The organism is Brachybacterium nesterenkovii (assembly GCF_900163655.1).
Taxonomy (GTDB): Bacteria; Actinomycetota; Actinomycetes; order Actinomycetales; family Dermabacteraceae; genus Brachybacterium; species Brachybacterium nesterenkovii.
In genome coordinates this window covers 52,327-65,468 of sequence record NZ_FWFG01000035.1, presented here as the reverse complement: position 1 = coordinate 65,468, position 13,142 = coordinate 52,327, and the positions used below count along the sequence as shown (strand labels likewise).

The window sequence follows — 13,142 nt, the reverse complement described above, 5'->3', positions numbered from 1 at the left end:
GCGCCCCCCGTCGCCCGGACCCCACGCCCCCACGTTCTGGTCAGGAACGGCCGCTATCCGATGCCGATGGCGGCCGTTCCTGACCGAAACACGAGGCGGAGGTGGAGAGCGACGGGGCGGCACTCCCCTCGGCGCGCACCCCCTGTGCGCGCATCACCGATGCGCGCCCCGTCGCCCAGCGCCTGCTCCCGGCGGTCCCCAGCACCGCGATGCCGCCGCGTCGCGCACCCGGGCGCATCTCCATGATCTGCACGGCCATCGCTCTCCCCCTGTCGTGACCCCCTGACGGAGCCACCAGCATCACGACCCGTGCCGCAGGAGCGCCATGGGGAGAACTCCCCCGTCGCCCTAGCCCCGCCTCACCGCAGGCGCCCGACTACCCCCTCCACGGCCGCGAGCACGCGCCCGTCGGCCAGGCAGGCCTCGGCGGCGGCGATGTCGGGGGCCAGGAACCGGTCGGGTCCGGGTCCGTCGGCGCCCTCGCGCAGCACGGCGATCGCGGCCGCCCCGGCCGCGGACGGCGCGAGCGGCGCACGCAGGTCCACGGCCCGGGCGGCGGTGAGCAGCTCGATCGCCAGCACCCGCCGCAGGCACGCGACAGCGGTGCGGAGCTTGCGGGCGGCGTGCCAGCCCATCGACACGTGGTCCTCCTGCATGGCCGAGGACGGGATGGAGTCGACGCTCGCGGGCGCGGCCAGGCGCTTCATCTCGGAGACGAGGGCGGCCTGCGTGTACTGGGCGATCATGAAGCCGGAGTCGACGCCGGGGTCGTCGGCCAGGAACGGCGGCAGCCCGAAGGAGCGCGAGCGGTCGAGCATGCGGTCGCTGCGGCGCTCGGACATCGAGGCGAGGTCGCAGGCGGCGATCGCGAGGAAGTCGAGGACGTAGCCGACGGGCGCGCCGTGGAAGTTGCCGTTGGAGACGATCTGCCCGTCGGACAGGACGACGGGGTTGTCGATCGCGGCGGCCAGCTCGCGCTCGGCGACGGTGCGCGCATGGTCGAGGGTGTCACGGACGGCGCCGGCGACCTGCGGGGCGCAGCGCAGCGAGTAGGCGTCCTGCACGCGGGAGCCCTCGGAGGCGGCATCAGCGATGATCGGCGAATCCTCCAGCAGCGCGAGCACGTTGGCGGCCGAGGCGGTCTGCCCGGGGTGGGGGCGCAGGCCCTCGTGGAGCTCAGCCCGGAACGGGGTGTCCTTGCCGCGCAGCGCCTGCACGGACAGCGAGGTGGTGATGTCGGCGATCCGCACCAGCTCGTCGAGGTCGGCGAGCGCGAGCAGCAGCTGGCCCAGCATCCCGTCGGTGCCGTTGATGAGGGCCAGGCCCTCCTTCTCCTCGAGCACGAGGGGCTCGATGCCGGCCTCGGCGAGGAGCTCGGGGACGGGGCGCTCGGCGCCGTCGCGGTCACGGGCGCGCCCCTCGCCCAGCAGCACGATCGCGCAGTGGGCCAGCGGGGCGAGATCGCCGGAGCAGCCCAGCGAGCCGTACTCGTGGACGATGGGGGTGATCTGCGCGTTGAGCAGGGCGATCATCGTCTCGACGACGACGGGCCGCACGCCGGTGTGGCCGCTGGCGAGGGTCTTGGCGCGCAGCAGCATGAGGGCGCGCACCACCTCGGGCTCGACCTCGGGGCCGGTGCCGGCGGCGTGGGAGACGATCAGCGAGCGCTGCAGCTGCTGGCGCATGGACGGCTCGATGGCGGTGTCGGCGAGGGCGCCGAATCCGGTGGAGACCCCGTAGACGGGGGTCTCGCCGCGGGCGAGGGCGTCGACGTGGGCGCGCACCTGGGCGACGCGCTCGCGGGCGGCCGGGTCGAGTTCGACGCGGGCGCGGCGGCGGGCGACGGCGAGGACGTCGGCGGGGGTGAGGCCGGAGGCGGCCAGGACGACAGTGCCGGTCGACGCGGCAGAGGAGGTCTCAGTGGTCATGGGGGCCACGCTCGCACAGCGCACAGGCGCCCGGAACGGGGCCGACGCGCCTCGTGTCCAGGATCCCGGACAGGAGCACCGTTCCGACGTCCGGACGATGCCGGGCATACCCTCATCCAGTGGACTGGCTGATCTTCTTCGCCGTCGTCGCCGTCGTGATCGGCGGCGGCGCAGGCGCTGTCGCCGTGCTGCGCCGGGTGCTGCTGCCGCCCGCGCCGCCGGGCTCCGTCGTCCTGCGCTACCCGGCGATGCTCGGCGGCCTCGCGGGCACGTTCGTGCTGCTGGGACTGGTGTTCCTGCTGGTCGCGCAGACCTACGCGCCCGACGACCCGCGCCGCGGGGACGCCCTTCCGATGTCCCTGTTCGGGGCCGGCTTCGCAGTCTTCGGCGTCGTGTTCGGGGCGATGATGCTGCGCCACTCGATCACGCTGACGGCCGATGGGATCATCCAGCAGGCGCTGCTGGGGCGGCGGCGCCGGATCCGCTACGCAGACATCATCGGCATCGAATGGCCGCGGCCGCGGCGCCTGGCCTGGGATCTCGGGAGCCTCGCGGAGTCGATGCTCGCGCAGGACCGCCTGCGGATCCGCGGATCCGACGGCACGACGATCCTGGTGCGGCGCACGGAGTGGGCGCGGCAGGCGAATCAGGCGATCGCCTGGTGGGCCGCGGAACATCCGGGCGAGACGCCGATCGCGGTGCGGTGGCCCGACCCCGGCAGCGCCCGCTCCGCCTGAGCTGCAGTCCCCTCCTGACCGGGCACCGCCCCGTCGCGCGCCACAACAGCACGCCTCAGAACAGCAGGTGCGCGATCGGCGCCGTGATGAGGATCGTGAGCGCCACGCGCTCGAACCACAGCACGACCAGGCGCCCCACCGGCACGGGGATGGAGGTCGCGAGGATCGAGGGCACGAGCGCGGAGAAGAAGATGATCTGGGAGACGCAGACGACGCCGATCGTGAAGCGCAGAGCCATCGAGGTGTGGTCGGCGACCATCAGCGCGGGCAGGAACATCTCGGCGATGCCCACGGCGGACGCCTTGCCGGCGAGCGCCGGGTCCGGCAGCCCAGTGACCCAGGTGAAGGGATAGAAGATCCAGCCGAGCAGGTCGAAGAGGGGCGTGTGCTCGGCCAGCAGAAGACCCGCCAGCCCGATCGACAGGATCGAGGGCACGATCGCGGAGGCCATGAGCACGCCGTCCTTGAACGTGTCCCATGTGCCGCGGGCCAGGCTCGGGGCCTTGGCCAGGGTGTCCATGGCCTCGCCCCAGGCGGCGCGCATCCGCCCGCTCGTAACCTGAGGCTCCGGAACGTGCGCGACGCCCTCGAAGGTGTCCTCGGGGATGGACCGCAGCGGCGGGATGCGCACGGTGATCGCGGTGACGGCGAAGGTGATCGCGAGGGTGAGGAAGAAGTAGAGGTTCCAGTGATCCATGAGGCCGAGGGTCTTGGCGACGATGATCATGAACGTGGCCGAGACGGTCGAGAAGCCGGTGGCGATGATCGCGGCCTCGCGGGAGGTGTAGCGGCCCTCGCGGTAGACGCGGTCGGTGATGAGCAGGGCGAGGGAGTAGGAGCCGACGAACGAGGCGACGGCGTCGACGGCGGCGCGGCCGGGCACGCGCCACAGGGGCCGCATGATCGGCTGCACGAACACGCCGATGAACTCCATGAGCCCGTAGCCGATGAGCAGCGCGAGGAAGACGGCGCCCACGGGCACGATCAGGCCGACCGGGATGGCGAGCTTCTCCCACAGGAAGGGGCCGATGGCGGGATCGGCGAGCGGACCGGGGAAGCGTCCCAGGCAGAACAGGACGGCGATGACGAGGCCGACGATGTTCGCCAGCGCGAAGACGGTACGCAGGGCGCTCGCCCTCCAGCTGCCGGTGACGAATGGCCGCACGGTGCCGAGCACGACGAGGGCCAGGACCACCCACGGGACGGCCGGGCCGAGGGCCCAGCGCACGGCGGTCAGGACGTGGTCGACGAGGATCGTGGACTTACCCCCGATTTCGACGGACACGAAGAACATGGCGATGCCCAGCAGGCTGTAGACGACGAAACGCCACCGGCCGGGGACGGGCACGCTGCGAGGGGCACCGGGATGGATCTCCCCATCGGCGATCAGGCGAGCGGTGTCCTCTATGGAGCCGCCGTACGGGGCGGCGGTCCGTTCTCCGCGGCGGTCAGAGGGTCCGTCAGGGGCGGGGTGGGGCGTCATCATCGACAGTCCTTCCGGCAGGAGGGGCACAGCGCTGGACCGGTCCCAGCATCGTAGGGCCCGGGGTTCCAGGGCACATCCTCAGAGCTCCCGGGAGCGATCAGGCGAGTTCTCCAGGCACGCATAGCCTCACTTAGCACCTAAGTGATGCTTACAGCCCGCTCTGCCCTCACCTCACGCGACCCGCTCCCCCGCCCGCAGCACCCGGTGCGTGAGCGGCATGCCGGGCCGGTACGCGAGGTCGATCGCGTGCGGAGTGTCCAGCACGTGCAGGTCGGCCCGGGCGCCGACGCCGAGGTGGCCCGCGTCGGCGCGACGCAGCGCGAGGGCACCGCCGCGGGTGGCGGCACGGATCGCCTCGGCCAGGCTCAGGCGCATCTGCAGCACGGCGGTGCCCACGCAGAAGCTCATCGACGACGTATAGCTGGTGCCGGGGTTGCAGTTCGAGGCGATCGCGATCTGCGCCCCGGCGTTGAGCAGGCGCCGGGCCGGGGCCAGCGGCGCGCGGGTCGAGAGGTCGCAGGCGGGCAGGACGGTCGCGACGGTGGGGCCGGCATCGACCGCGAGACGGCCGTCGCCCCAGCGCCCGGAGCCGTCCTGCTGCACGGGCCGCTCTGCGGTCGCGGCGAGAGCGTCGACATCCGACGCGGCCAGGAAGTTCACGTGGTCGACGCTCGCGGCGCCCAGCTCGCAGGCCAGCGCCACCCCGCCGGACTCCCCCAGCTGGTTGCCGTGGACCCGCAGGCCCAGGCCCGCCGCGGCGCCGGCGCGCAGCACGCGCGCGGACTGCTCGGGCGTGAACGCGCCGGTCTCGCAGAACACGTCGATCCAGCGCACGTGCGGGGCGACGGCCTCGAGCATCTCCCCGGCCACGAGGTCGACGTACTCAGCCGCGCCAGGTCGCCCGTCCTGGCCGTCGAACTCGGCGGGCACGAGGTGCGCACCCAGGAACGTGACCTCGTCGAGCACGCCGTCGGCCACCAGACGCGCGGCCAGCCGGGCGGCTCGCTGCTCCTCGGCCACGGTCAGGCCGTAGCCCGTCTTCGTCTCCAGGCAGGTGGTGCCGCCCGCGGCGGCGGCCCGGGCGCGCGCGGTCACGAGCTCGAGCAGGCGCTCGTCGGCGGCGGCCCGCGTCGCATCGGTCGTCACCTGGATGCCGCCGGCCGCGTAGGCCTCGCCGGCCATACGGGCCTCGAACTCGGCGGAGCGGTCCCCGTCGAAGATCAGGTGGCTGTGGGAATCCACCCAGCCGGGCAGCACCGCCCGTCCGCCGAGGTCCTCGCGCGCATCCGCGTCGGGAGCCTGCGCGGCGGGCCCGGTCCAGGCGACGCGGCCGTCCTCGATCACGAGGGCGGCGTCGCGGATGATCTGGCCGTCGCTCGCGGCGCGGGCAGTGCCACCGAGCGCCGGATCGCCGAGCGCCGGGTCATCGAGCGCCGGGTCCAGGGTCCACAGCTCGGAGATGCCGGTCAGGAGGGTGGAGGCAGGGGCAGCGGTCATGGCGCTCAGCGCGTCCGCGACCGCTCGAGCGCCGCGGCCTGGGCCGCATCGGCGTCGTCGGCATCCCGCACCGTCGGCTCCATCGGCACCCGCACACCGCGCTCGGCGGCCACCTCCGCGGCCCGGCCGTATCCGGCGTCGACGTGCCGGATCACGCCCATCGCCGGATCGTTCGACAGCAGACGCACCAGCTTGCGCTCGGCCAGCTCGGTGCCGTCGGCCACGCCCACCTGCCCGGCGTGGATGGAGCGGCCGATGCCGACGCCGCCGCCATGGTGGATCGACACCCACGTCGCGCCGGAGCTGGTCGAGGTCAGGGCGTTCAGCAGCGGCCAGTCGGCGATCGCGTCGGAGCCGTCGAGCATCGCCTCGGTCTCGCGATAGGGCGAAGCCACGGAGCCGGAGTCGAGGTGGTCGCGGCCGATGACGATGGGCGCCGACACCTTGCCGTCGCGCACGAGGTCGTTGAACAGCTTCCCGGCCTTCTCCCGCTCGCCGTACCCGAGCCAGCAGATGCGCGCGGGCAGGCCTTCGAACTCGACGAACTCCTCGGCGGCGTCCAGCCAGCGGTGCAGGTGCTCGTTCTCGGGGAACAGCTCCTTGAGCGCCGCATCGGTGACCTTGATGTCCTCCGGGTCGCCGGACAGCGCGACCCAGCGGAACGGGCCCAGGCCCTCGCAGAACAGGGGGCGGATGTAGGCGGGGACGAAGCCGGGGAAGGCGAAGGCGCGGTCGTAGCCGGCGTGACGGGCCTCGTCGCGGATCGAGTTGCCGTAGTCGAACACCTCGGCCCCTTCGTCCTGGAACTCGACCATCGCCTGGACCTGGCGGGCCATCGACTCGCGGGATTTCTTGGTGAAGCCCTCGGCATCGGCCTGGGCCTCTCGCTGCCACTCCTCGACGCTGATCTCGGAGGGCAGGTAGCTCAGCGGGTCGTGGGCGCTGGTCTGGTCGGTGACGACGTCGATCCGTATGTCCCCGGCGCGGTGGCGCTCCAGCAGCGCGGGGAAGACGTCCGCCGCATTGCCGACGATGCCGATCGACAGGCCGCGTCCCTGCTCCTTCGCAGCGTTGGCCCGGGCGATGGCATCGTCCAGGTCGTCGGCGATCTCGTCGAGGTAGCGCTTGGCGACGCGGCGCTCCAGGCGGGAGCGGTCGACCTCGGCGATGAGGCACACGCCGTCGTTGAGGGTCACGGCCAGGGGCTGGGCGCCGCCCATGCCGCCGCAGCCGCCGGTGAGCGTGATGGTGCCCTTCAGGCTGCCGCCGAAGCGCTTCCTGCCGACCGCGGCGAAGGTCTCGTATGTACCCTGGAGGATGCCCTGGGTGGCGATGTAGATCCAGGACCCGGCGGTCATCTGGCCGTACATCATGAGGCCCTCGGCCTCGAGGCGCCGGAACTCGGGCCAGGTGGCCCAGTCGCCCACCAGGTTGGAGTTGGCGATGAGCACGCGCGGGGCCCACTCGTGGGTGCGGAGGATGCCCACGGGCTTGCCGGACTGCACCAGCAGCGTCTCGTCGGCCTCGAGGTCGCGCAGGGAGGCGAGGATCGCGTCGAACGCCTCCCAGGAGCGGGCGGCGCGGCCGGTGCCGCCGTAGACGACGAGGTCGTCCGGGCGCTCGGCGACCTCGGGGTCGAGGTTGTTCTGGAGCATCCGCAGCGGCGCCTCGGTCTGCCAGGACTTCGCGGTGATGTCGGTGCCGCGGGGGGCGCGGACGGGGCGGGAGCCGGGCAGGGCCATGGGGTTCTCCTCGGGGTGTGCAGGCGTCGATGCCAGGAGCGCTGTCGCTGTGAGCCCAGGCAATCACGCGCCCGCAGGCGCAGACAGGGCTGGGAGGGGATACCTGTCCGGGATACCGGACGATGACCGATCCCGCTCACTCCGCGGTATCGGCCGGGTCCAGCAGCTGCAGCATCACGCAGTCCCGCCACGCACCGCCGAGACGCAGGTACCGCGGTGCGAGGCCGTACTGGGCGAAGCCGCACTTCTCGAGCACCCGCAGCGACGCCTGGTTGCCCACCTGCACCGAGGCCTCGAGCCGGTGCAGGCCCACGGGGCCGAAGGCCGCGTCGATCGCCAGGCGGACGGCGGCCGTCGCGATGCCGCGGCCGCACGCGTGCGCGCTGACCCAGTAGCCCAGGCTCGCGCTGAGCAGGGGGCCGCGGACGATTCCGTTCAGGGACAACCGCCCGACCACCGCGCCGTCGGCGACGATGACCAGCGGGGCGCAGCGCCCGGCGTCGAGCTCGGCCCGCACCGCGCGGATCGCCGCGCGCTGCCCCTCGACGCTCATCCACTCGTCGCTGCGCTCGGGGGCGCCGATCAGCAGGTGCTCGCGGTTGGCGGTCTCGAGGCGGGAGAGCACGGGGGCGTCGGCCTCGGAGATCACGCGCAGGGACACCGACGGCCGGCGCGTCACGGCATCGGAGCGCGGGGCGGCATCGGCGTTCATGCCTCCATCGTGACAGCGCTGCGGGCACCGCCGCCAGAGCGCACGCCATCGCCGTGCGCGCCCGCCGGTGCGCACCGGCCGCAGCACCCGCCCCATCACGGCAGCTCGGCCGGCTCATCCCGGCGCGCGTCGCCCCCGCTCGGCGCCGCGACCTGGCACGATCGGCAGGAGCGGTCACTCGCCCCCCGGAGCTCCGCACGCCCCTGCATCCCGCCGACGGAAGGACTCCCATGAGCACCTCGCAGAACACCCCCGAGAAGCCCGGCACCAGCGCCGAGCAGCCCACCGCCCCCGCCCCGCTCCCCTCGCAGGCGCTCGAGCGCCTCGGCGAAGCCCTCCCCGCGGTCGCCACGCCGCTGGGCGCCTACCGCCCCGCGGTCCGCGACGGCGAGCACATCCTCACCTCCGGCCAGCTGCCCCTGCGCGACGGCGCCCCGGTCGCGGTCGGCCGCGCCGGCGCGGAGCTGTCGACGCAGGACGCGGCCGCCGCGGCCCGTCAGTGCGCGCTCAACGCGATCGCGGCGGCCGCCGCGGTCGCGGGAGATGTCGACGCCCTCGCGGGCGTGGTGAAGGTGACGGGCTTCGTGAACTCGGATCCGTCGTTCACCGACCAGGCCCTCGTGCTCAACGGCGCGAGCGAGCTGCTGGGCGAGGTCTTCGGCGAGGCGGGCATCCACGCCCGCAGCGCCGTGGGCGTCGCGGCCCTCCCCCTGGGCGTCCCGGTCGAGGTGGAGGTGACCTTCCGTGCACGGTGAACGCGACAGCGGCCTGCTGAGCGCGGTCGAGGACGTCGACCGCTCCGATCCCGCGCTGCGCGCCTGGGTGGCCGAGCGCGTGCGCCGTCTGGACGCCGATGCCCGCCGCAGTGCGGACACCCACCTGCTGCGCCTGGACCTGCCCGCCGCCTGGGGCATCGACCTGTACCTCAAGGACGAGTCGACCCACGTGACGGGCTCGCTGAAGCACCGCCTGGCGCGTTCGCTGTTCATGTATGCGCTGGTCAACGGTTGGATCGGCCCGGACACGACGATCATCGAGGCGTCCTCGGGGTCGACCGCGGTCTCCGAGGCGCACGTGGCGCGGATGCTGGATCTGCCGTTCGTGGCGGTCATGCCCAAGACCACGAGCGCCGCGAAGATCGCCCTCATCGAGGCCGAGGGCGGCCGCTGCCACGGGGTCGACTCGGCCGAGCAGATGTGCGCGGAGTCCCGACGCCTGGCGGAGGAGACGGGCGGGCTGTTCCTGGACCAGTTCACGTTCGCGGAGCGGGCGACGGACTGGCGCGGCCACAACTCGATCGCCCGCTCGATCGTCGAGCAGATGGCCGAGGAGCCCCACCCGGTCCCCCGCTGGATGGTCGTGGGCGCGGGCACGGGCGGGACGAGCGCGACGCTGGGCCGCTTCCTGCGCTATCAGCGGATGGACACGCGCCTGTGCCTGGCCGATATCGAGGGCTCGGCGTTCTTCGAGGGCTGGGTCGCCCAGGACCGCTCGGTGACGACGACGGCGAGCTCGCGGATCGAGGGCATCGGGCGTCCGCGCGTGGAGCCGAGCTTCGTCCCCGGGGTCGTGGACCGCATGATGCGCGTGCCGGATGCCGCATCGGTCGCGGGCGCGCGCTTCCTCTCCGCGCGGCTGGGCCGACGGGTGGGCGCCTCGACGGGCACGAACATCGTGGCCTGCGCGCGGCTGATCGCCGAGATGCGCGAGCGCGGCGAGACGGCCAGCATCGTCACGCTGCTGTGCGACTCGGGCGAGCGCTACACGCAGACGTACTTCGACGATGCCTGGGTGGCCGAGCAGGGCTGGGACATCGGCCCCTGGATGCAGGAGCTCGCGGAGGCGCTGCCCATCGGCGAGCGCTGAGCGGCCGAGCCGCAGGTCAGGAGCTCCCAGCCCCCTCAGCTCGCCCGGCCGCCGAGCGCGGTCGCGACAGCCTGGGCCTCGCGGCGGACAACGGCGATGCACGCCGTCTCCCCGGGGGCGTCCAGGGTCCCCTCGCGCCAGGTGAGGGCGAGGGCGGCCGTCGGCCAGCCGGCGCTGTCGCGGACGGCCGCGGCGACGGACACGAACCCGGGGGTGACCTCGCCGTCCTCGCGGGCGATGCCGTCGCGGGCGACGTCGGCCAGCAGGCGCCGCAGCGCGGCGGGGTCCTCGGGGCCGGCATCGTCGTGGCGGCGCTCGAGCTGGGTGCCGCGCGGGTAGAGCGCCCTCAGCTGCGCGGGCGGGAGGGCGGCGAGCATCGCGCGCCCGGTGGCGGTGAGGTGCGCGGGGATCCGCACGCCGATGTCGGTCACGAGGGAGGGGCGCATGCGGGCGCGCTCCTCGACGAGGTAGAGCACGTGACGGCCGTGGAGGACGGCCAGGTGCCCGGATTCCCCGGTGGCGTCGACCATGCGCTCGACGGCGCGTCGGCCGATCCGGGCGAGCGGCGCATGCCGCAGGTAGCCAGCGGAGATCTCGTAGGCGGCGGGGCCGACGGTGTACCGCCGCTCCTCGGGCAGGTGGAGGGCGAAGCCGCGGTCCACCAGCGCAGAGAGCAGGTCGTAGGTGGTCGAGCGCGGCAGCTCGAGGTCCGCGGCGATACGGGAGGCGGCGACGGGGCCGCGCTGGGCCGCGAGATGGGAGAGCACGCGCAGGGCGGCGTCGGCCGCGGGTGCCTTGGGGGTGGTCGGTGCCATGATGAGGCCAGGATGCCAGTCGGGCGGCCGCCCGGTCCGCAGCAGCGGGGCGGGAGCGTGCTCCCCGGTCGCATCCGCGCCGTCCGCCCCGTCAGCAGGAGCCCTCGTGACCACGCAGCCCACCGCCCGCGCCGCATCGACCGACGCCCCCTCCAACATCTCCTCCGACGCCCCGGCGTGGTCCGGACGCCATGACGGCGACGGGCCCGAGCACGCGCGGTGGCACCAGGCGATCCGGCAGGCCGATGGTCCCGCCGACCACGTGGCGGTCCTCGGCTTCTCCTCCGATGAGGGCGTGCGCCGCAACCGGGGGCGCACGGGCGCCGCGGAGGGGCCGACGGCCCTGCGCCGGGCCCTCTCCCCGCTCGCCCTGCACGGCCGCCTCGCCGCGGGCGAGGTCGGGCTCGTCGACCACGGGGACACCGCGACCGCCGGCGAGGACCTCGAGGGCGGGCAAGCCGCGGCCTCGGCGGCGATCTCCGCGGCGCTCGATGCCCCGGGCTGCCGCCTGGCCGTGGTGCTGGGCGGCGGGCACGAGACGGCCTGGGCCTCGTACGGCGGGCTGCTCGGCGCCTCCCGCATGGCCGCCGACGACCAGGGCCGCGTCCCGCGCTGGGGCGTGCTGAACCTGGATGCCCATTTCGATCTGCGTCGGGAGGAGCGTCCGACCTCGGGCACGCCGTTCTTGCAGATGGCCGAGGCGGAGGCCGCGGCGGGTCGCTCCCTGGCCTACGCCGTCGTCGGGATCTCCGAGCCCTCGAACACGGGGGCGCTGTTCGCGACCGCCCGCGAGCTGGGGGTGCGCTGGATGACGGATCTCGAGTGCGCCCAGGCGGGGGCGGCGGGCATCGCCGGCTTCGTGGAGGACTTCGCTGGCGACCTCGACATCCTGTACCTGACGATCGACCTGGATCTCCTGCCGGCCTCGGTCGCTCCGGGCGTCTCCGCCCCGGCGGGCCTGGGCGTCGCCCCGGCGCTGGTGACCGCAGCGGTGCGGGCCGCGGCGGGCACCGGGAAGCTGGTGCTCGCAGACGTAGTGGAGCTGAACCCGTCGTTCGACATCGACGCCCGGACGGCGCGGACGGCGGCGCGGCTGATCGACGAGGCCGTGAGCACGGCGGTCGCGCGCTTCTGACCGGTCGCGCTGCGCATGCGGGGCAGGAACCCGCCGATCGACCACCTCCGGCCGGGAACCGATCGCCCGCGGGGGCGGCACAGACACCTGGGACCTGCACCCCGACGACCCGCTTCATCCCATCCGGGAGAACTCCGGGGAATCCGCTGCCCGCCAGGACCGGAAGTCGGGGCTCCCAAGGGTAAAGCGATGGTAAAAATGGTCATGGGTTCGGCAAACGCCTCTGGGGTCTGAGGTCGACGCCGAACCCGCCAGACCTTCCAGTCCTCCCGTCGCACCATCCCTCGTTCCTCCGAGCTCCTAGGAGAGCCGCCATGACCACCACCGCTCCCGTCTCCCGCCGCACCGCCCTCATCGGCTCGATCGCCCTCCTCGCCGGTGGCACCGGCATCGCCGCCTCCACCGCTTCCGCCCTCGCCGCCCCCACCAAGCGCAAGAAGAGCACCAAGCGCGCGAAGGCGACGACGGGCCTCACGCTCCCCACCTCGTGGAAGGGCACGATCTTCGACGCCCCGCGGCAGAACGAGCTGCAGGGCTACATCGACTCCTACACGGAGCTGCGCGAGTACGGCGCGATCTCCAAGCTCAGCCAGAAGCGTCTCAACGAGTGCGAGGGCATCGTGACGTTCGAGGACGTCGATCACCCGGGCGAGAGCTTCACCGTCAAGGTCGCCCGGTCGGTGCGCCTGGACTATGCCGCCACCCCCGCCACCCTCGTCGGCGATCGCGGCACCCGGATCGCCGCGCACCTGGACCTCGTCCGCACGGCGAACCCGAAGGTCCGCGCCCTGATCGTCACCGTCGACGGCCGCGAGACCACCACGCGCCGCCTCCCCGCGAAGACCCCGATCGTCGCGGACCTCGCCCCGATCGACACGATCGAGCAGATGACCCCGGCGATGGCGGAGGAGCTGCTGTACAACGCGATCCACTTCTCCTTCAGCGAGGAGGGCCCGCGCTTCAAGGTCACGGTCGACCAGGTCAAGCTCGTCGACGGCGGCCACCGCATCCGGGCGCGCGTGCGCGGGACCATCCGCGGCACGTCCGTCTCGGGCACCTGGGTGGGCGTCTCCCGCAACGCGGACGGCGGCTACCTGTACGTCTTCGGCAAGCTCCCCGCCTGACCCCCCGATCCGTCCGCCGGGCGCGGCGCGGGACGTCGCCAGCGACCCGCATCGCGCCCGCGGATGTCCACTCCGGGCCGGCCGCCGCGGCGCCGCCCGA

The 13,142-nt window shown here is 73.7% G+C and carries 11 protein-coding genes; 5 read left to right on the top strand and 6 right to left on the bottom strand.

The features are described from left to right. Positions 1–359: 359 nt before the first annotated feature. Positions 360–1,928, bottom strand: a complete 1,569-nt coding sequence (hutH, locus tag FM110_RS04120; protein WP_087102924.1) for a histidine ammonia-lyase — start codon at positions 1,926–1,928, stop codon at positions 360–362. 119 nt (positions 1,929–2,047) lie between these two features. Here hutH and FM110_RS04115 point away from each other — a divergent pair, with 119 nt between their 5' ends. Continuing rightward, a complete protein-coding gene (locus tag FM110_RS04115) occupies positions 2,048–2,665 on the top strand; it encodes a PH domain-containing protein (protein WP_087102922.1) in 618 nt (205 codons plus the stop codon). A gap of 55 nt (positions 2,666–2,720) precedes the next feature. Here the strand turns inward: FM110_RS04115 and FM110_RS04110 are convergent, their stop codons facing one another. From FM110_RS04110 to FM110_RS04095, 4 genes are all read right to left on the bottom strand, one after another. Next, positions 2,721–4,151 (bottom strand): YjiH family protein, encoded by a 1,431-nt coding sequence (locus tag FM110_RS04110; RefSeq protein ID WP_234991893.1) that lies wholly within the window; start codon positions 4,149–4,151, stop codon positions 2,721–2,723. Positions 4,152–4,322: 171 nt separating this feature from the next. Beyond that, positions 4,323–5,648: an amidohydrolase family protein gene (locus tag FM110_RS04105; protein ID WP_087102920.1), complete on the bottom strand. Its 1,326-nt coding sequence runs from the start codon at positions 5,646–5,648 to the stop codon at positions 4,323–4,325. A gap of 5 nt (positions 5,649–5,653) precedes the next feature. Further along, a complete protein-coding gene (hutU, locus tag FM110_RS04100; protein ID WP_087102919.1) occupies positions 5,654–7,390 on the bottom strand; it encodes a urocanate hydratase in 1,737 nt (578 codons plus the stop codon). A 136-nt stretch (positions 7,391–7,526) separates the two neighbouring features. After that, a complete protein-coding gene (locus FM110_RS04095) occupies positions 7,527–8,102 on the bottom strand; it encodes a GNAT family N-acetyltransferase (protein ID WP_159457968.1) in 576 nt (191 codons plus the stop codon). A 230-nt stretch (positions 8,103–8,332) separates the two neighbouring features. Between FM110_RS04095 and FM110_RS04090 the strand changes: the two genes are divergently transcribed. Both FM110_RS04090 and FM110_RS04085 read left to right on the top strand, forming a co-directional pair. Then, complete coding sequence (locus tag FM110_RS04090) at positions 8,333–8,857, top strand: RidA family protein (protein ID WP_087102915.1); 525 nt, start codon at positions 8,333–8,335, stop codon at positions 8,855–8,857. Further along, on the top strand, positions 8,847–9,968 hold the full coding sequence (locus FM110_RS04085) for a PLP-dependent cysteine synthase family protein (RefSeq protein ID WP_407641024.1): 1,122 nt from the start codon (positions 8,847–8,849) through the stop codon (positions 9,966–9,968). The genes FM110_RS04090 and FM110_RS04085 overlap by 11 nt, the downstream gene beginning before the upstream one ends. A 35-nt stretch (positions 9,969–10,003) precedes the next feature. On the opposite strand, the gene FM110_RS04080 is transcribed toward FM110_RS04085, so the two are convergent. Continuing rightward, positions 10,004–10,783, bottom strand: a complete 780-nt coding sequence (locus tag FM110_RS04080; RefSeq protein WP_087102913.1) for an IclR family transcriptional regulator — start codon at positions 10,781–10,783, stop codon at positions 10,004–10,006. A gap of 106 nt (positions 10,784–10,889) precedes the next feature. Between FM110_RS04080 and hutG the strand changes: the two genes are divergently transcribed. Further along, positions 10,890–11,918, top strand: a complete 1,029-nt coding sequence (gene hutG / locus FM110_RS04075; protein WP_407641023.1) for a formimidoylglutamase — start codon at positions 10,890–10,892, stop codon at positions 11,916–11,918. Positions 11,919–12,232: 314 nt separating this feature from the next. Continuing rightward, positions 12,233–13,042: a hypothetical protein gene (locus tag FM110_RS04070; RefSeq protein WP_087102911.1), complete on the top strand. Its 810-nt coding sequence runs from the start codon at positions 12,233–12,235 to the stop codon at positions 13,040–13,042. The last annotated feature ends 100 nt before the right edge of the window (positions 13,043–13,142 follow it).